Below are 17740 nucleotides of genomic sequence, written 5' to 3'. Positions count from 1 at the left end.
CCTGCCTGGGCTAGTCGAGCCCGATCAGGCGGCGGATGCGGCCGATGTCGGTGCCGATGAAGGACTGCATGCCGATCGCCACCTGTTCGGGCGCCATGCCGGCAACGAAACGGCGGAAGTCATCGTCCGACAGCGCCTCGCCGGTCCAGTGGACGCGGCAGAATTCTTCCGAACCGTGAAAATGGCCGGCCCCCTCCAGCACCTCGTCGACATAGCGGCCGTAGATCATGCATTCGGAGAACCGGCGCGCCGAGCCGAGAACCGCGACCCAGTCGCGGCCATGCAGCTTCTCGATCCGGTCGCACATCGCCGTCACGGTTTCGCGGCGCCAGGCGATCAGCGTCGAGATGTAGTCTTGGGCGGAGACTTTCGAGGCGTCGATGCCGAGCGTCGCGCCGGCATTGCGCGACCAGATGCGATGTTCGTCATGGCCATCATTCGCCAGGACGCCGTCGCGCCGAAACAGCCGCACCTTGCCGTCGCGCCAGAAGGCGTTCGCGTCGAACGGCCGGAGGAAGGCGACGTCGGAATCGCAGAAGATCAGCACGTCCTCCGCCGCGTGCGCGGCGATGGCGATGCGGCGGAGCTGCTGCACATGCCAGCCACGCAGCGGCTGGGTCTTCAGGCTGAGCCAAACGCGGCGGCGAAACAGGCTGAGCGGGTCGTCGAGGACATGCAGCCAGCGCGGCAGCAGATCGCGCTCGTCGACGACGATGCGGCGGGCGTTCTCCAATTGGCGAAACAGCGCCACGTCGCGATGCTCGACCAGTATGTAGTGGCGCGCGACACCGGAAAGCTGCCGGTCCATCGTCTCGCACAGCAGCCGGCAGCGCTCGAAATCCGGCGCGTAGCTGGCGGTCACCACCGCGGCCGTCGGCGCCTGCGGAAGCCGCTGGACTTCTGTCGCTGCACCCGGGACGAAGCGGCTGTTCAAGGACGCGCTCCGGCGCCCGAGAGTTTCTGCCTGGCGACGCGCCACAGGAACAGCGGATTGCCGACGACGTAGCGGCGCCAGAGGCGACCTGGCTCGATCAGCAGCCGGAACAGCCATTCGAGCCTGAGACGGCGCATCCACGGCGGCGCGCGCGGCACCGTGCCGCTCAGGAAATCGAGCAGCGCGCCGACGGCGATCGGCAACGTGCAGTGGCGGGCATCGATGTGGCGCGCGATCCACAATTCCTGGCGCGGCACGCCCATGGCGACGAGCAGCACGTCCGGCCGCAAGGCAGCGATCCTGTCGACGATCGTCGGCTCCTCGGCGGCGGAGAAATAGCCGTCATGGATGACCACGAACCTGTGCTGCACGGCGAGCGCGGCAAGCTTGACCGATGCCGCCTCGGCGTTGACGCGGGTAGCGCCAAGCAGGCCGACGGTCAGCGGCCGCGACGAGGCCTGCAGGAAGGCAGGCACGAAGTCGGTGCCATTGAGGTTGTCCGGAAACGGCGCGCCGTAGAGCAGCTTGGCCGCCATGTCGACGCCGATGCCGTCGGGCAGGATGAGGAAATCGTCCAGCGCCTCGGCGAAGACCGGATCGGTGCAGGCGATGTTGGCATTGTGGGCATTGAGGAAACTGACTTTGGTGAAGCGCCGCTCGGCGACCAGCCGCGTCAGCAGCGCGATCGCGTCGTCCCAGCGGATGGCGAGCACGGGAATGCCGAGGATGGTCTTCAACGTGTCGGACCCGAACGCCTTGCGGGTGGCGTGCATGTTCATGCGAACGCCTCCTGCCGGACCGCACCGAGCTTCTCCAGGCCGAGCCTGATCGCGGCATCGAGCGCCTTGACCTGCCGGCGATGGAAGGCGCTGCCATCGACATCCCTGCCCTTCGCGGCGGCGGCCTCGAGCGCGGCGGCAAAGGCGATCGGATCGTCGGTGACGACGCAATTGTCCGGGCGATGGCCGATGCCGCGCAGCGAGCGGCTGGTGGCGACGGACGGCAGGCCGAGCTCGAAAGTCTCGATGGTCTTGAGCTGCACGCCGCTGCCGGCGGTGCTGATCAGCGGAATGACGGCGGCGGCGCGCACGAAGTCCTGCGCGTCGGGCACGCGGCCGACGAATTCGACGCCGGGATGGGTGGACGTGATGCCCGAGGGCATGCCGCCGGCGATCCTGATGCGGAAATCGGGCCTCAGGTGCGGTACGACCTTTTGCAGGAACCAGTCGAGCCCGATGCGGTTCGGCTGCCAGGTCCAGGTGCCGATCAGGGCAGCGTCACAGTCGATGCGCCGCGAACCGGCCGGCGCCGGCGCAAGGGTGCGGGTCACCAGCGGCAGCACGGCCGAGCGATCGGCGGAGGCGACGCCCAATGCCGCGCGGTCTTCCTCGGCCAGGGTGAAGACGAAGCGCGCCTGGCGGCAGAGCCGCTCTTCCATGACCTTGAGCAGCCTCGCCTCGCGGCGAAACAGGAACCGCTGGAGCAGGCTTCGCGCATTGGCGGCGTTCTCCTCGGCCGAGCGGTGCTCGACATTATGAGCGACGAAGATCGACGGCCGGTCGCCGAAGAGCGTCTCGAAGGCGCCGGCGAACTGCACCGAGTTCAGGACATAGCCGTCGACCGGGCCGGCGCGCCCGATCGCGGCACGGACCTCGGCATCGGAAACGACACGCAGCTTGGCCGAGGCGAAGGTGAGGCCGGAGACCATCGCCTTGGCCACCCAGGCGAGCTTCTGCAGCGGCGCTGCGCTTTCGGTACGCACGTCGACGGCGCCGAGCACGATGGTGTTGTCGGGATCGGCCGCGGGCTTTCCCGGCCAATTGAAGCCAACCACGGTGACGCGCACGCCGGCGCGCCGCAACGCGTCGATGATCGCGGCGTTGGCAATCTCATAGCCCGAAGCGAGAGCGCCGTCGGGCACGATCGATGTGGCGAACAGCAGATGCATCTCACCTATCCAGTGCAACCCAGATAGCAAAGCGGGGTGAACCCTTGATTAAGTGAACCCGATCGTCACCGGGAGTCTCGGTTTCGCGGACCCCGCCGTGAAAGGTGATTAACGAAACGTTATCATCGCGATGCTATCGAGGGCCAAAATCACCCCTTGCGGCTGGAGCGCATGATCCCCTTGCCATCGGACGGTTCTGTATCGATCGCGGGACGCTCGCCTGGGCTTGCCGCCGAGACGATCGAGGCGGTCGTCACGCTGCCGACCTTCAAGCGGCCGGAACAGGTGCTGGCGACGCTGGCGTCGCTGAAGGCGCAGCGGACCGCGAGACGCTTCGCCGTCATCGTGATGGAGAACGAGGCCGAGGCGCGCGACGGCGCCAAAGCCGTGATCCCGTCCTTCGAGCGCGGCGAGATGTCAGGTCTTGTCATCGTCGCGCATGAGCGCGGCAATTGCAGCGCCTACAATGCCGGATGGCAAACGGCGATCCTGCATTTTCCCAACTTTCGGCACCTGCTGGTCATCGACGACGACGAAATCGCCGACCCCGACTGGCTGGAGCGCATGTGCAGGGCAGCTGAAACGCTCGGCGCCGACATCGTCGGCGGCCCGCAGGTGCCGGTGTTCGCTGAGCCGGCGCATGCCAGATGGGCCGAGCACCCGGTGTTCGCGCCGCCCCACCGGGAGACCGGACGGGTTGCCGCGCTCTATTCGTCCGGCAACCTGCTGGTCGGGCGCCATGTGCTGACCGCCATGGGCCCGCCCTTCCTCGACCTCCGCTTCAACTTCATGGGCGGCGGCGATTCCGATTTCCTCAGCCGTGCGGCCGCCAAGGGTTTCGTGCTCGGCTGGTGCGCCGAGGCCAAAGTGCACGAAACGGTGCCCGCCCGGCGCGTCGAGGCAGACTGGATCCGCGCCCGCAGCCTGCGCAACGGCGTCATCTCGACGCTGGTCGAGAAGAAGAAGCGCGCCGGCACTCCGCTTGCCGGCGCAAAAGTGTTCGCCAAGAGCCTGGCGCTGCTTGCCGCCTCGCCGCTGCGCGGCGCCGTCAGGCTGGCGCGGACGGGATCGTTGGCGACGGCGCTCTACCCCGTCCATGTCGCGCTTGGCCGTGTGATGGCCGAATTCGGATATGCCAATGAGCAATACCGACAGCCTGAGAAGAACTGAGCGGGCGCCGCTCAGCGCGGCATTCACCCGCGCGGGCGTGGCGACCGCGATCGCTGCGCTGTTGTTCACCGTCATCCTGGTGTCGTTCCGGCCCTTCCAGCCGGCCGGCGCCGAGTTGACGGGCCAGGGCGGCGACATCGTCAATCAGCTGGGTTTCAGCTCGCTCGGCGCGATCTCGATCTTCGCGCTGATGGCCTTCGCCGACCCGCGCGTGGCGCGCTCGCTCTTCAGCCCGTCCTGGATGCTGATGCTCGGCTGCTTCATGCTGTCGGTGGTGCTGGCGACCGACCCGCCGACGGCGATGCGCGCCGCCTCGTTCACACTGATCGGCATCCTGACCATGGCGACGATCCTGGCGCTGCCGCGCGACGCCGATAGTTTCTCGAAGGTCGTCATCTTCACCGCCGTCGTCGTGATCGGCCTCTCCTATGTCGGGCTGATCGTCTTTCCGCATGAGGCGATGCACACGGCCGACTCGCAGGAACCCGAACATGCCGGTCTCTGGCGCGGCGTCTTCACCCACAAGAACATCGCCGGGCCGATCATGGCCTGCTTCAGCTTCGCTGGCCTCTACCTCTACCGGCGCGGCGACAAGCTCTGGGGCGCCGGCATCTTCGCCGCCGCCATGATCTTCATGCTGCACACCGGCTCCAAGACGACGGTCGGGCTGGTGCCGTTCTCGATCCTGATCGTGGTTCTGCCGAGCCTGATCGGTATGCGGCTCGGCACACCGGTCCTGTTCGCGCTGGCGATCATCGCCACGGCGGTCGGCACGTTGGGCATCGTCTTCATCCCGCCGGTGAAGCACCTGGCGGCTGTCTATTTTCCCGACCTTACCTATACCGGGCGCACGACGCTGTGGGAGTTCGCCGGCGACATGCTGGCGAAGAAGCCATGGACCGGCTACGGCTATGAAAGCTTCTGGGGAACGCCGCTGCTGCTCAACCAGGATCAGCCCTTCGATCGGCCCTGGGACATCAGGACCATCGTGCACGGCCATGACGGCTATCTCGACATCGCGGTGCTGATGGGGATCCCGGCGCTCTGCGTGGCGGTCTACACCTTCCTGATCGCGCCGCTGCGCGACTACATGCGCATCCCGCTGCGCAAGGAGAACATCTATCTCGGCGATTTCTTCATGATGGTGCTGCTGTTCGCGGCGCTGAACGGCTTCCTCGAAAGCTTCTTCTTCCGCCGCGCCGACCCAGTCTGGCTGTTCTTCGTGCTCAGCGTGCTCGGGTTGAGGCAGGTGTCGCTGCGGCCGCTGGCGGTGCGCCGCCCTTCCTGACCTGGCTTCGACGGGGCTTTCCCGGCACGCCGCAAGCGTCTATGGGAAGGCCGTTCCTGCGGAGGCTTCCAAATGACGATCAGGCTTGTTCTCGCCGGCTGTGGCAATATGGGTTTCGCCATGCTCTCGGGCTGGCTGAAATCCGGCAAGCTTGCACCGCAATCCGTATTCGTGGTCGAGCCCAATGACGATCTGCGCAAGCGGGCCGAGGCGCTGGGCTGCGGCGTCGCCGCCGATGCCGCCGGAATTCCAGCCGATGCGGTGCCTTCCCTCGCCGTCATCGCGGTAAAGCCGCAAGTGATCCGCGAAGTGACCGCCGCCTACACGCGTTTCGGCGATGGCCGCACCACCTTCCTCAGCGTTGCCGCCGGCACACCGGTCGCCACGTTCACGAGCATATTGGGCGACAGCGCGCCGATCGTGCGCTGCATGCCGAACACGCCGGCCGCCATCGGCAAGGGCATGATGGTGGTGTTCTCCAACCCGCTTGTGTCGGACGAGACGAAGCGTTTCGTCGCCGACCTGTTGTCGGCCAGCGGCCAAGTGGCCGAGATCGACGACGAGGGCCTGATGGACGCGGTGACGGCGGTGTCCGGTTCCGGGCCGGCCTACATCTTCCATTTCATCGAGGCGCTGACGGCTGCGGCCGAGAAGGCCGGGCTGCCGGCCAGGACCGCCGGCCTGCTCGCCATGCAGACGGTCTATGGCGCCGCCTCGCTCGCCGCAGAAAGCCACGAGGATCCCGGCGTGCTGCGCCAGCAGGTGACCAGCCCGAACGGCACGACGGCCGCAGCGCTCGCCGTGCTGATGGGCGAGGAACGGCTGACCAAGCTTTTGACCGAAGCGGTGGAAGCGGCGCGGCTGAGGTCGATAGAGCTCGGGAAATGAAACTAAGCGAGATCGGTTCGCGAGAAATCGTTGCCCTTGTAGAGCAGCGGCATGCCGTGACTTTTCGCGCAGGCAAAGGAGAGGCAGTCGGCAAGGTTAAGCTGGGCTGGATGCCCACGCCCCTTGCCATAGTCTGAAAAGGCCTTGACCGCGAGTCTGGCTTCGCCGGCGCCGATCGGTACAATCTCGATATTGGCCTCGTGCAGGAACGCCCCGATCACCGTCTCGGCAACCAGCGGCTCGACCGAAAGCTTGGTAGACAGACGCATAGCCGCTTCGAGCACCATAAGTGCTGAGGTCATCCTGCTCGGCGCTTGCTCGATCCGGTTACTCCATTCGTCGGCGTCCTGTTCTCCCGATAGAATAGCGACAACCACCGAGGTGTCGACGAACATCAGGAATGTCCCCACATCTCGTCGATCTCGTCCTTGCTCATAGCCCGGCCGCCCTGGCCTGCCTTGGCCCGGAAGTCCTCGGCGATGACGGCGAGCCGTTTGGCGAGTGGGATGCGCTGACGTTCACGCTGCAATTCGGATTCGAGAGCTTCGATAACCGCCTCAGTCATCGAAATCTTGCGCTTCTCGGCAAGCCGTCTTGCCAATTCGCGTGCGCGCGGATCCCTGATCTGGAGATTCATCTGCCGGTTCCAAAGCGTCCTTGTCACTACAGTATAGTCACTTTGTCATGGCAAGGCCAGCACGTAACGTCACGCGCCTGAGGCAGCATGGTGAGAGTCCCGATATTTGGAGGATCTCAAGCCCCGTACAGCATCTCGTCCTGCTTGCGGCGCAGAGCGTACAGTCTGGTCGTCTCATCGGGCGCGGCATTGTCCGCCGTCAGCAATTCGCCCTTTCGGACCGGCTTCAGCACCTTGCCGCCCTCGAGCAGGCCGACCGGCACGGCGCGGCTGGCGCGGGCTTCGGTGACCGTCATCGTCCAGGAGCGGTAGCAGGTCTCGCCGATGGCGTCGAAGGTCTCGCCCGCTGTCAGATCGCGCTTTGCCACCGCGCAGACCTCGGCCGCCGGTTTCGGCAGCGGCACCATGTCGGGCCGGCCGTGGAGCACGATGCGGGCGGCGGTCAGCGGCACTTCCAGCGAGGTCAGGTGATAGGGCCGGAAGAAGCTGTAATAGGGACCGTGGCCGACATGCAGGTCGTCCATGCGCTCGATGACGCGCGGATGCGTCGCCTCGACGATGACAAAGACGCCGGGCGCCACGCCCTTGCCGATCGTGTAGTCGACGACGCCCTTCTTCGACAGGATGCCGCCATTCTCCTTCGGGATCAGCACTTTGGCGAGTTCGTCGCGGTCGGCCTTGGGACCATGCATGCCCGGAACATCCGGCACCAGACCGGTGGCGTTGGCGATGGCGCACATCTCGACCATGGTTTTTGAGCCGTCGACGAACTCGACCAGCATGCGCGGGTTCATGTTGCGGCGCAGCGCCTCCTCGCGGTAGTCGTCGGGCACCGCGTCATGGTTGAGCGGATTGTTCTTGCCCTTGCCGGCCGAGACGATGGTGTAGCCGAGCGCCGAGGCGAATTCGATCAGCTCCATGCAGCTCGACGGCTCGTCGCCGGCGCCGACCGAATAGACGACGCCGAGCCGGTCGGCCTGCTGTTTCAGATAGCAGCCAATGGTGACGTCGGCCTCGACATTCATCATCACCAGATGCTTGCCGTGCTCCATCGCCATCAGGTCGAAATCGGCGGCGACGCCGGGTTTCCCTGTTGCGTCGATGACGACGTCGATCAGTGGATTGGTGACCAGCATCTCATTCGAGGTGATGGCGATCTTGCCGCCCTCGATCGCCTGGCTGACCTTCGAGGCGATGTCGGCCTCGGCCGCCATCGCCTCGTCGCCATAGGCGATGCGGATCGCCTCGCGGGCGGTGTGCGGGCGCCGCGTCGAGATGGCTGCGACCGAAATGCCGGGCATAAGCATGCCTTGCGTCACCAGATCGGTGCCCATCTCGCCGGAGCCGATGACGCCGATACGCACCGGACGGCCCTCGGCGGTCCGTCTGGCGAGATCGCGGGCAAGCCCGGTCAGGGCGACATTGGTCATGCGGAAACGTCCATGCTTTTTGATTTGAAGCGGCAATAACAGGCAACCGCCCTTCATTGCCAATGAAACCGGCAAAACGGCGACAATTTCTCTGGGATTTAGCGCAATTCCAGGAAAAGCGCGCCGCGGTTTTCCGTCCGCATGGCGCGTTCTTACGCCAGCACATGGCATCATGATGACCGACCCAGGCAAGTCTTCGCGCCGTGCCCCGAAAGCGCGCCGCCCTGCCAAAGCCGAAACATCGATCCGCGCCGGTCGCGATTCTAGGTGGACGCGGTTTTGTACTTTGCTTGCGGGGCGGGTACTTGTGCTCCTTTCAAGGCAACTGGCGTTCCTTTCGCGCCAAATGTCGAGCAGCGGCCCCTACTTTCTGTGCCATTTTTGCTACAACCGCCGTGTGTAATGACGGGAATCCCCGCTTTCGGCGGCCCCTATTTCATTAAGTGCTCACATCCTCGAAAAATCTGGTAGATACTCGTCCCAAGCTCCGGTGGCAGGCTTGGGCAAAAAGCGCCTACAAAAAAACAAGGGCGCTGGGATAAAAGTCACGGGGTTAAAATGAACAGGACGGGTAAGGTCACCGTTGGCTGGCGTATTGCGCTTGCCATCACAGTTTCGATGCTGGCTTGTGGGACTGCCAGCGCGCTCACACTCAAGGAAGCCATTGCAGTCGCGGTCGAATCCAATCCGGAGATCGGCCAGGCCATCCAGAACCGCGAAGCAATCGAATTCGAGTTGCGGCAGGCGAAGGGTCTCTACCTTCCCAGTGTCGATGCCGAAGCATCGGCCGGTGTCCGCCGTCTCGACAATCCGGACCGGCGCGCCCTTTCCATCGAGGATGACGCGCTCTATCCGGCCGAAACCGATCTGACGATCTCGCAGACGCTCTACGACAGCGGTGGACGGCGAGCCGAATTGAACCGCCAGGCCTCACGCGTCGACGGCGCCTCGTTCCGAGTTCTGGAGCGGTCCGAATTCATCGGGCTCTCGGTGGTCCAGGACTACCTCGAATACATGCTGCAGGGTTCGATCGTTGCCGAGGCGAAAAAGAACCTCGGCTTCCATCAGGCCATTCTCGGCGACATCCAGCAAGGCATCGCCGGCGGCGCGCTGAACGAGGCCGACCGGCAGCAGGCCGAGGAGCGGCTGTTCGCCGCCAAGGCGCGCATGCAGGAGGCCACGGAGGAACTGGAGGCGGCCAAGATCCGGTTCTTCAAGACCGTTGGCAAGCCGCTGACCAATGCTTCGCGGCCGGGCGATGTCTCCGCCGCGCTGCCGCGGTCGCTCGACGAGGCGATCGGACTGGCGCGCGAGAACAATCCGCGCGTCCACATGGCCAACAGCGATATCGACGCCGCCGCCTCGCTGGTGGACGCCGCACGGGCGAAATTCGGACCGTCGATCATCGCCGAGGGCCGCGCCCGCGCCGGTTCCGATATTGACGGCAGCGATGGCGACACCACCGACCTGCAGGCGCGGGTGGTGCTGCGCTGGAACCTCTATCGCGGCGGCATCGACAAGGCCAACGAGCAGGAGCAGATCCGCCGCACCAGCGAGCAGCGCCTTGCCCTGCATCAGGTCCTGCGCGAGATCGAGGAAGCGGTCCGCACCTCCTGGGACCGCCGCTTCCGGCAAGCCGATCTGGCGAAGACCCTGAAGCAGCAGGCCGCCGCCAACGAAAGGCTGGTCGGGTCCTATCGCGAGCAGTTCAAGGTCGGCCAGAGATCGCTGCTCGACGTGCTCGATGCGCAGAACACGCGCTTCAACACGGCGACGCTGGCGGACACCGCGTCCTATGCCTCGCTTTTCGCCCAGTACCGGCTGCTGGCGGCGACAGGTGAGCTGCTGAAGACGATGAACATCCAGCCGGCGAAGCAGTCGACGGCCTATGCCCGAACCGAGTTCGGCGTGCCGGAAACCGCCGATACCGAAACCTATGCGCGGACCCCGTCGGAGCAGAAGAACGATCTGCCGTTCGACATCCTCGCGCCGGTGAGGAAGAAGCAGCCGATGTAACATCGATCGCTGGTCCTTCGGGGCGGATCGTGAATCAGCAGCCCAATATCCTGTCGCCCAAGGAGGCTTTCAAGGCCTGCTTCTCGGCGATTGCGGCGTATCTCGGCAGGCCGAGCGCGGAAACCGTGCTGTTTGCCGGGGTTCCGATCGCGGAGTCGCGCATCGAGGTCGGCGATATCAGGCACCTTGCCGAACGCATCGGCCTGGAGGTCAGCGAGTTCAACCATCGCGACTTCATGCGTGGACGCATCGACCTGCCGGCGATCGTGTTTCGCGTCAGCCAGTTGCCGGTCGCGCTGCTGGCGGAAATCGACAGCGGCGACTATCTCACCGCGCCGCAGGAAAACGGACGCACCACGATCAGCAAGTCCGAGCTGGCCGAAAGCTACATCAGCGGCGGCGCGTCGTTCTCGATCACCTATGCCAACACCACCGAGGCGATGAAGGTCGGCTCGGCGGCGAAGATCGAAAGGCGGCACTGGCTGACCGGAACCATGGGCGCGTTCTGGCGCACCTATTCGAAGGTCGTGCTGTCGGCGATCTTCATCAACGTGCTGGCCATCGCCTCGCCGATCTTCACCATGAACGTCTACGACAGGATCCTACCGAACAAGGCGGTCGCGACGCTCTGGGTGCTGGCGCTCGGCATCGCCGCCGTCATCCTGTTCGACCTGCTCTTGAAGACGGCGCGCGCCTCGCTGATCGACTATGCCGGGCGCAAGGCGGACCTGAGGATATCCTATCTTTTGTTCGAGAAGGTGCTGAACTCCTCGCTGTCGGCACGTCCCGGTTCAACCGGCGAATACGCAAACCGCGTCACCCAGTATGAATTCGTGCGCGAGTTCTTCACCTCCAACACCATCAGCGTCTTCATCGACACCGTCTTCGTCTTCGTCTTCCTGCTGGTCATCTACGCCATCGGCGGCTGGCTGGTGATCATCCCGGCGCTGGCCTTCGTGATCTCCGTCATCGTCGGCCTGGTGACGCAGCGCCGGATCGGCAAGCGCGTCGCCGCCTCGATGAACGAGGCCGCGCAGCGCCAGGCGCTGCTGGTCGAGTCCATTTCGACGCTGGAGACGATCAAGTCGCTTCGCGCCGAGGCCTATCTGCTGCGCAAATGGGGCGAGCATTCGAAGAACGCCGCCAACACCTCGGAGAAGATCAAGCAGCTTTCGGCCGCCGCCGGCAACATCACCGGCTCCATCCAGCAGCTGGTGACCGTCGCCCTGGTCGTGGCCGGCGCCTATGCCTTCTCCGAGGGCTATGTCTCGACGGGCGCGATCCTCGGCACGGTCATGCTGGCGAGCCGGGCGGTGGCGCCGCTCGGCCAGATCGCCATCACGCTCTCCCGATTCCGCCAGGCCATGCTGTCGCTCCGGATCATCAACTCGATCATGGCGCAGCCGGAGGACCGGCCGGATACGGTGGGCTTCGTCAACCGCCCGATCCGCAGCGGCGCGATGATGTTCAAGAATGTCGGCTTCGTCTATCCCGGCTCCGATACCGAGGTTCTGAGCGGGCTGAACATCTCGATCAAGCCGGGCGAGCGGGTCGGCATCATCGGCCGCATCGGTTCGGGCAAGACGACGATGGGACGCCTGATCGGCCGGCTTTTCCTGCCGACCTCGGGAGAGCTGCTCGTCGACGGCATCGACATTCGCCAATACCACCCCTCGGAGGTGCGCGCCGCGGTCGGGATCGTCGCCCAGGCCGGCGACCTGTTTTCGGGCACCATCAAGGAAAACCTTCTGATGGCGGCGCCGGAGGCGAGCGACGAGGAGATCATCGAGGCCGCCAAGGCCGCCGGCGTCGACGAATTCGTTTCCCGTCATCCGCGTGGCTACGACATGAATGTCGGCGAGCGCGGCACCAATCTGTCGGGCGGCCAGAGGCAAGCGGTGGCGATCGCGCGCCTGCTGCTGACCAAGCCGAAGATCGTCTTTCTCGACGAACCGTCGGGGTCGATGGACCTTGCCTCGGAACGGCAGCTGATCAAGCAGCTCAAAGTGGCTTTCGAGCGGAATACGACACTGATCGTGTCGACCCACCGCTTCAGCATGCTGGAGCTCGCCGACCGCCTCATTGTCATCGACCAGGGCAAGATCGTCGCCGACGGGTCGAAGGAACAAGTCATCCAGGCGCTGCAGAAGTCGAGCGCCTGATTGGGACTGGGTAGATGCTTGCAAGAGAAGATCGTCCGCCGTTTTTCGCGTCGGCATCGATATACATCATAGCGGCGCTGTTCGTCGCTTTCGTCGGCTGGGCCTCGTTCGCCGAAGTCGACGAGATCGCGCGCGGCGACGGCAAGGTCATACCCGCGTCCAAGACCCAGATCATCCAGGCCAGCGAGGCCGGCGTGGTCCAGGAGATCGCCGTCAAGATCGGCCAGGTCGTCAAGAAGAACGACCTCATCATTCGCCTCGACAATACGATGAACACCTCCAGCCTTGGCGAACAGCAGGCCAAGGCGCGCGCGCTGCAGGCACGCATCGCCAGGCTCAAATACGAGCAGGGCGGCAACATTTCGGGTCCCTTCCCGTGCCCGGCCGATATCCAGTCGGTCGCCCCGGAAATCTGCGACAATGAGCAGAAGCTGCTCGTCGCCCGGCGCGGCAATTTCGACAACAAGCTGTCGGTGCTCAAGTCCCGCCTCGAACAGCGCGAGAAGGAACTGGACGAGGCGACCGCCAATTTCGACCGCCTGTCGAAAAACCTGGTCGTCAGCGACCAGGAGGCGAAGCTGGTCGAATCCATGGTCAAGAAGGGCCTGATGGCCAAGACCGAGCAGCTCCGCGTCGAGCGCGAGCAGACCGAGCTCAACGGCCAGCTCAATCTCGCCGGCGAGACCATCAAGAAGGCCAAGGCGGCGATCACCGAAGCGCAGCTGCAGGTGGACGAGCTCGGCCTGCAGCTTCAGCAGGAAGCTCTGGACGACCTCACCCAGGCACTGGCCGATCTTTCAGTCGTCGAAGAAACCATTCGCGGCGCCACCGACAAGGTGGCGCGCACCGATATCCGCTCGCCGGTGGACGGCATCGTCAACACGCTGGACCTGAACACCGTCGGCGCCTTCGTCCAGCCGGGCGCGGTGGTGGCCGGCATCGTGCCGACCTCGGAAACCCTGCTGGTCGAAGCCCGGGTCTCGCCGCGCGACGTCGCCTTCATCCGGCCCGACCAGGAAGCGCTGATCAAGGTCACGGCCTACGACTTCTCGATCTTCGGCGGCATAGAGGGAAAGGTCTCGAACATCACCGCCGACAGCCTGGTCGATCAGAAGACCGGCGAACCCTACTACCAGGTGCGGGTCGCGACGGAGAAGTCGACGCTGCAAAGGGACGGCAAGGCCTATTCGATCATCCCCGGCATGATCTGCTCGGTCGACATCAAGACCGGGCGCAAGACGATCCTGACCTATCTCTTGAAGCCGATCAACAAGGCGCGCGAGGAGGCTATGAGTGAGCGATAGCATCATACCTGCCGTCCCCCACCAGGGCGAGCGGCTGCTCCTGCCGCTGACGGCCGAGGATTTCGGGCCGGAATTCCGCGTCGTGGCGCGCGGCGGCGTGCGCCGCGGCATCCGCCTCGAGCGCGCCTTCTGGGTGACGCTGAAGCAAATGGCCGAAAGCCGCAAATGCACCATCGGCATGCTGGTCGACGAGATCGCCCATGCCGAACAAGGGAACCTGACATCGGCGATCAGGGTTGCCTGCATGCGCGGAATGGCTGACGAAAACCTGAGCCTGCGCAAGCTCGCCTCGATCAGGACGATCACCGCCATACTGGTCGCCTGCCCGTCGCCGGCCTTCGCGCTGTCCTCGTCGAAGAAGATCCTGACCTTCAACGCGCCGTTCCAGCAACTGGTCAAGCGCCAGCTGCCGACGGCGCCGAACGACGATGCGCGGCATGACCTGAAGCTGGCACTCGACCTCAACGTGGCCGATATCTTCGCCAGGCTCGAGGCGAATGGCGAGACGCCGGTCAACACCGGCTTCGTCATCGGCGTCGGCGAGCGGCGCTACCGGGGCCAGCTCAACGTGGTGCGCGCGCCGGTGGCGGAGCCGGAATTGCTGATGGCTTTCGTCTTCAACGGCTGACCGCCCGAGCAGACTGCTCAGCGCGGGCCCATGCGGGTCGGGGCTGAGTCCCTGGATACCATCGCCGGCTCCAGGCCCTCGCCGGGGGCAACGGTGGCAAAGCCGCCCTTGATGTCGGCCATCTCGGCGCCGCCGGTCCTTGAGCCATGGATCCAGGCCCGGTCCATGCTGAAGGAATAGAGCGGGACATAATCGGGCAGGTCGCTCTCGCGCCTGACGGCGTTGCCCAGACTGTCGAGGATGAAGGCGCCGCTGGCAGTGCTCACCGATAGCACGGCGTGGAAGAATTTCCGCTTGCGGTCCTGGAGGACGACCAGCGACATGCTCTGCGCCGGAATGCCCGCCTCGAGCAGCGCCGTCATCTTGAGAATGGCAAAATCCTCGCAATCGCCGGCCCGGCGCTCGAGGATTTCCGAGGGCTTCGCCCAATAGTCCATCTTGCCGTAGACGACACTGTCCTTGCGGTAGGCGATCAGGCGGTTGATGCTGGTGTTGACGAAGGCCAGCCTGTCGCTGAACCCCTTTGCCTTGGCGGCATCGACGATCGCGGCAAAGGCGGCGTTCTTGCGCTCGCAGCCGGTGTCGGCCGCACAGCCGACGATCGCCTTGTAGACGGGCGCCCAGCGCGCCGCGACCGGAAAGTTGCGCATCGACAGGGCGACCGAGCCGAACACACCCGGAATGATCGCGGCCGTCTGTATCGGGTCGATGCCGGCATCGGCTTGCGCCGCCGACGAGGCCGCCGAGCGGTCGACCTCGGCGAAGCTGTAGGCGGCGGAGATCATTTCGATCCGGTATGACGCGGCGGGCTGCCAGGGCTGGTATCTGGCCAGCGAAACACCGCCCAGGCTGAGCGGCGCCCGGAGCCCTTCGAGCGGCGCGGCGGGCGAGGCCGAATCACCCGGCATGGCGCTCGCCGATGCCGGCAGCGGCAGGCTGGAGAGCCCCATTGCCAGCAGGAGAATCTTGAGCCCGGCGTTCCCCAGGACGATCTTTTGTGTTTTCATGACGCCCACCTTTGACTGTGGACGCTATCAATCCCGTCTCAAATTATTGGAAATGAAGGTGGATAAATTTAGCGAAATCTGTTTTAGCTACTTTATCTAAAATTTTATTCTTATTTATACTTATATTTATGAAACCCCGCCGCCCGTCGCCGACCAAGCTGGCTCCAGAAGACGGCATGCATATCAGGTTATACCTCGAAGGTTTACCATGCGTAAAAAATACAAAAGTCCGTATATTCGCGTATATGAAGCAGATTGAGAGACGGTTGCAAAGACAAGGTCGTCCCTGTCTCTTTCCGGGAAATACCGGAGGGGTTTCAAGCCATGACGACCAATATCGATTTGGACAACGTTTCAGGTTCCTTTGACGCACATGGAGCATCCAGCGAACATGCCGGACTGACACCGGCGCAGGAGATCCAGGTCGCGCAGGCAGCCTCGACGGGGCAGGCCGCGCCGGCGGATCCGGTGCCGGTCGACGTCGGCAGCGGCGCACCGGTGCAGCCCGAAGCGCCGGCGGCCAAGCCGCCCGCAGCAGGCGCGGCAGCGGCAAACGCACCGGCGGGCGCGGCGCATGACTATGTGGCCGATGCCGGCAACGTCGTCAGGCTTCCGGCCAATGTCTCGATCGACAACATCAAGGTCGATGGCCACAACCTCGTGCTCGTGCAGCCCGACGGGTCGCAGATCGTCATCAAGGACGGCGCCCTCAACGTGCCGACCTTCATCCTCGGCGATGTCGAGGTGCCGCGCGTCGCCCTGATCGCGGCGCTGGAAGCAAGCCATGTCGACGTCGCCTTCGGCGCCGACGGCTCGATGTCGGCCGGATCCGGGAATGGTTCGCCGAACAGCGCGGGCGGAAACTTCTCCGTTCCCCCCGGCGGCATCGGCGACGGCTTCGGCCTGTCGGCTCTGCTGCCGCCGACGGCCCTGCAGTTCGGCCAGCTCGAGCGGCGCGAACTCTTCCCCAATGTCGTGGACAGAGGCGTTTCGGTGGTGGCGGTGTCGCTGCTCACCCCCGACGAGGCAGCCAGCGAAACCGGCATTAACGGCGGTCCGTCGCAGTCGCCCGGCAGCGACGCGCCGAGCAACGCCGAAACGTCGAGCATCGGCACGATCACCGTCGACGCGCCTGACGGAATCGGGTCGATCGTCATCAACGGCGTCACGGTCAGTGGCGTCGGGCAGCAGATCCAGGGTCAGTTCGGCTACATCACGATCGTGTCCTTCAACCCGGTCACCGGTGCCATCGAATACAATTACACGGTGACCGAGTCGGTCACCCATCCCGATCACACCAACGCATACGATCCCAACGATACGGTTCCGGACAATTTCAGCATCACCGTCACGGATGTCGACGGCGATACGGCCAGCACCACCTTTGCCGTCGCGATCATCGACGACGTGCCGACGGCGGTCGCCGACACCGACAGCATCGCGGCCGGCCAGTTCGGTCCGGCGACCGGCAATGTGCTCACCGGCGGAACCGACGCCGCCGACACCAACACGACGGACGGCGTTGCCGACGTCCAGGGCGCCGATGGCGCGACGGTTGTGGGCGTCGCCAAGGGCACGACCAATGCCGATCTGGACAACACGGGCACGCTCAATACGCCGATCCAGGGCGAATACGGCAAGCTGACGCTGCACGCCGACGGCTCCTACACCTATGTGCGCGACGCCGGCACGCCCGGCGGCGTCAACGACGTCTTCACCTACACGATCAAGGACGGCGACGGCGACACCTCGCACACGACGCTGACGATCTCGATCGGCAACTCGACGCCAGAGATCTCCAATCTGACGCCGGAGGCCAATGGCGGCGACGTGATCGTCAATGAAGCGGCGCTGAACGTCGGCACGCCGGGCGGTCCCGGATCCGATCCGGCAAGCGCGGCTGAGACGGGCGCGGGCACCTTCAACATCAATTCGCCCGACGGCATCGCCTCGCTGGCGATCGACGGCCACGCCTTCATTACCAACGGCACCTTCACCGGCGGCTCGTTCACGACCGCGCTCGGCAACACGCTGACGGTGACCGGCTACAACGCCGGCACCGGCGTGGTCAGCTATACCTACACGCTCAACGACAACGAGGCGCATGCCACCGGGCAGAGCACCAACAGCCTGTTCGAGAACTTCACGGTCACGCTGACCGACATGGACGGCCAGAGCACCAATGGCACGCTCTCCGCCAACATCGTCGACGACGTGCCATCGGCCTATGCCAACACCAACAGCGTCTCGGAAGGCGCGCAGGTCTCGGGCAATGTGCTGAGCGACGGAACGCCTGACGTGCTCGGCGCCGACGGCGCGGCGCCCGGC

15 protein-coding genes are annotated in these 17740 nt (G+C 64.8%); 8 read left to right on the top strand and 7 right to left on the bottom strand.

What is annotated here, in order from left to right:
- Positions 1-10: 10 nt before the first annotated feature.
- Genes EN857_RS20855 through EN857_RS20845 form a run of 3 tightly spaced genes read right to left on the bottom strand, consistent with a single transcriptional unit; the run spans position 11 to position 2882 of the window.
- Positions 11-934, bottom strand: coding sequence for a DUF6492 family protein (locus EN857_RS20855; RefSeq protein WP_135859151.1), 924 nt, complete (start codon positions 932-934; stop codon positions 11-13).
- A complete protein-coding gene (locus tag EN857_RS20850) occupies positions 931-1713 on the bottom strand; it encodes a WecB/TagA/CpsF family glycosyltransferase (RefSeq protein WP_127284527.1) in 783 nt (260 codons plus the stop codon). The genes EN857_RS20855 and EN857_RS20850 overlap by 4 nt, the downstream gene beginning before the upstream one ends.
- Positions 1710-2882, bottom strand: coding sequence for a glycosyltransferase family 4 protein (locus EN857_RS20845; protein ID WP_127284526.1), 1173 nt, complete (start codon positions 2880-2882; stop codon positions 1710-1712). The genes EN857_RS20850 and EN857_RS20845 overlap by 4 nt, the downstream gene beginning before the upstream one ends.
- Before the next feature lie 171 nt (positions 2883-3053).
- Between EN857_RS20845 and EN857_RS20840 the strand changes: the two genes are divergently transcribed.
- The 3 genes from EN857_RS20840 to proC all read left to right on the top strand — a co-directional run bounded on the left by EN857_RS20840 (position 3054) and on the right by proC (position 6228).
- Positions 3054-4052, top strand: a complete 999-nt coding sequence (locus EN857_RS20840) for a glycosyltransferase (protein ID WP_127392855.1) — start codon at positions 3054-3056, stop codon at positions 4050-4052.
- Positions 4021-5340 carry an O-antigen ligase gene (locus EN857_RS20835; RefSeq protein WP_127284524.1) on the top strand — a complete coding sequence of 440 codons (1320 nt, stop codon included), beginning with the start codon at positions 4021-4023 and terminating at the stop codon, positions 5338-5340. Before EN857_RS20840 ends, EN857_RS20835 begins: the two co-directional genes overlap by 32 nt.
- Before the next feature lie 72 nt (positions 5341-5412).
- Complete coding sequence (gene proC, locus EN857_RS20830) at positions 5413-6228, top strand: pyrroline-5-carboxylate reductase (protein WP_135859148.1); 816 nt, start codon at positions 5413-5415, stop codon at positions 6226-6228.
- A gap of 2 nt (positions 6229-6230) precedes the next feature.
- On the opposite strand, the gene EN857_RS20825 is transcribed toward proC, so the two are convergent.
- The 3 genes from EN857_RS20825 to EN857_RS20815 all read right to left on the bottom strand — a co-directional run bounded on the left by EN857_RS20825 (position 6231) and on the right by EN857_RS20815 (position 8295).
- Positions 6231-6623, bottom strand: coding sequence for a type II toxin-antitoxin system VapC family toxin (locus EN857_RS20825; protein WP_135859146.1), 393 nt, complete (start codon positions 6621-6623; stop codon positions 6231-6233).
- On the bottom strand, positions 6623-6865 hold the full coding sequence (locus tag EN857_RS20820; RefSeq protein ID WP_127284521.1) for a type II toxin-antitoxin system VapB family antitoxin: 243 nt from the start codon (positions 6863-6865) through the stop codon (positions 6623-6625). Before EN857_RS20820 ends, EN857_RS20825 begins: the two co-directional genes overlap by 1 nt.
- Positions 6866-6981: 116 nt before the next feature.
- Positions 6982-8295, bottom strand: coding sequence for an NAD(P)H-dependent oxidoreductase (locus tag EN857_RS20815; RefSeq protein WP_135859144.1), 1314 nt, complete (start codon positions 8293-8295; stop codon positions 6982-6984).
- Positions 8296-8853: 558 nt separating this feature from the next.
- Here EN857_RS20815 and EN857_RS20810 point away from each other — a divergent pair.
- Genes EN857_RS20810 through EN857_RS20795 form a run of 4 tightly spaced genes read left to right on the top strand, consistent with a single transcriptional unit; the run spans position 8854 to position 14405 of the window.
- The gene (locus tag EN857_RS20810) at positions 8854-10311 is read left to right on the top strand and encodes a TolC family protein (RefSeq protein ID WP_128273918.1); all 1458 of its coding nucleotides are present in this window, start codon (positions 8854-8856) and stop codon (positions 10309-10311) included.
- Positions 10312-10340: 29 nt separating this feature from the next.
- Entirely contained in the window at positions 10341-12473 is a 2133-nt protein-coding gene (locus EN857_RS20805) for a type I secretion system permease/ATPase (protein ID WP_135859142.1), read from the top strand.
- Between the two features lie 14 nt (positions 12474-12487).
- Positions 12488-13777 (top strand): HlyD family type I secretion periplasmic adaptor subunit, encoded by a 1290-nt coding sequence (locus tag EN857_RS20800; RefSeq protein WP_127285477.1) that lies wholly within the window; start codon positions 12488-12490, stop codon positions 13775-13777.
- Positions 13767-14405 carry a ribbon-helix-helix domain-containing protein gene (locus EN857_RS20795; protein ID WP_245478319.1) on the top strand — a complete coding sequence of 213 codons (639 nt, stop codon included), beginning with the start codon at positions 13767-13769 and terminating at the stop codon, positions 14403-14405. The genes EN857_RS20800 and EN857_RS20795 overlap by 11 nt, the downstream gene beginning before the upstream one ends.
- Before the next feature lie 17 nt (positions 14406-14422).
- Here EN857_RS20795 and EN857_RS20790 read toward each other — a convergent pair whose 3' ends face one another.
- A complete protein-coding gene (locus EN857_RS20790) occupies positions 14423-15412 on the bottom strand; it encodes a transglutaminase-like cysteine peptidase (protein ID WP_135859140.1) in 990 nt (329 codons plus the stop codon).
- A 324-nt stretch (positions 15413-15736) separates the two neighbouring features.
- Between EN857_RS20790 and EN857_RS20785 the strand changes: the two genes are divergently transcribed.
- Positions 15737-17740, top strand: a 2004-nt coding sequence (locus EN857_RS20785; protein ID WP_210235145.1) for a VCBS domain-containing protein, incomplete at its 3' end; no start/stop codon positions are given.

The sequence above is a fragment of the Mesorhizobium sp. M4B.F.Ca.ET.214.01.1.1 genome, assembly GCF_004791545.1.
Taxonomy (GTDB): Bacteria; Pseudomonadota; Alphaproteobacteria; order Rhizobiales; family Rhizobiaceae; genus Mesorhizobium; species Mesorhizobium abyssinicae.
Note: the sequence above shows the minus strand (reverse complement) of the source record. Positions and strands in the feature narration are given on the sequence as shown.

Bases quoted from the DNA above. Each gene is read 5' to 3' on its own strand.
- EN857_RS20845 (WP_127284526.1), bottom strand. From the start codon at position 2,882: ATGCATCTGCTGTTCGCCACATCGATCGTGCCCGACGGCGCTCTCGCT.
- EN857_RS20815 (WP_135859144.1), bottom strand. From the start codon at position 8,295: ATGACCAATGTCGCCCTGACCGGGCTTGCCCGCGATCTCGCCAGACGG.
- EN857_RS20790 (WP_135859140.1), bottom strand. From the start codon at position 15,412: ATGAAAACACAAAAGATCGTCCTGGGGAACGCCGGGCTCAAGATTCTC.
- EN857_RS20825 (WP_135859146.1), bottom strand. From the start codon at position 6,623: ATGTTCGTCGACACCTCGGTGGTTGTCGCTATTCTATCGGGAGAACAG.
- EN857_RS20810 (WP_128273918.1), top strand. From the start codon at position 8,854: ATGAACAGGACGGGTAAGGTCACCGTTGGCTGGCGTATTGCGCTTGCC.
- EN857_RS20850 (WP_127284527.1), bottom strand. From the start codon at position 1,713: ATGAACATGCACGCCACCCGCAAGGCGTTCGGGTCCGACACGTTGAAG.
- EN857_RS20840 (WP_127392855.1), top strand. From the start codon at position 3,054: ATGATCCCCTTGCCATCGGACGGTTCTGTATCGATCGCGGGACGCTCG.
- proC (WP_135859148.1), top strand. From the start codon at position 5,413: ATGACGATCAGGCTTGTTCTCGCCGGCTGTGGCAATATGGGTTTCGCC.
- EN857_RS20820 (WP_127284521.1), bottom strand. From the start codon at position 6,865: ATGAATCTCCAGATCAGGGATCCGCGCGCACGCGAATTGGCAAGACGG.
- EN857_RS20800 (WP_127285477.1), top strand. From the start codon at position 12,488: ATGCTTGCAAGAGAAGATCGTCCGCCGTTTTTCGCGTCGGCATCGATA.
- EN857_RS20835 (WP_127284524.1), top strand. From the start codon at position 4,021: ATGAGCAATACCGACAGCCTGAGAAGAACTGAGCGGGCGCCGCTCAGC.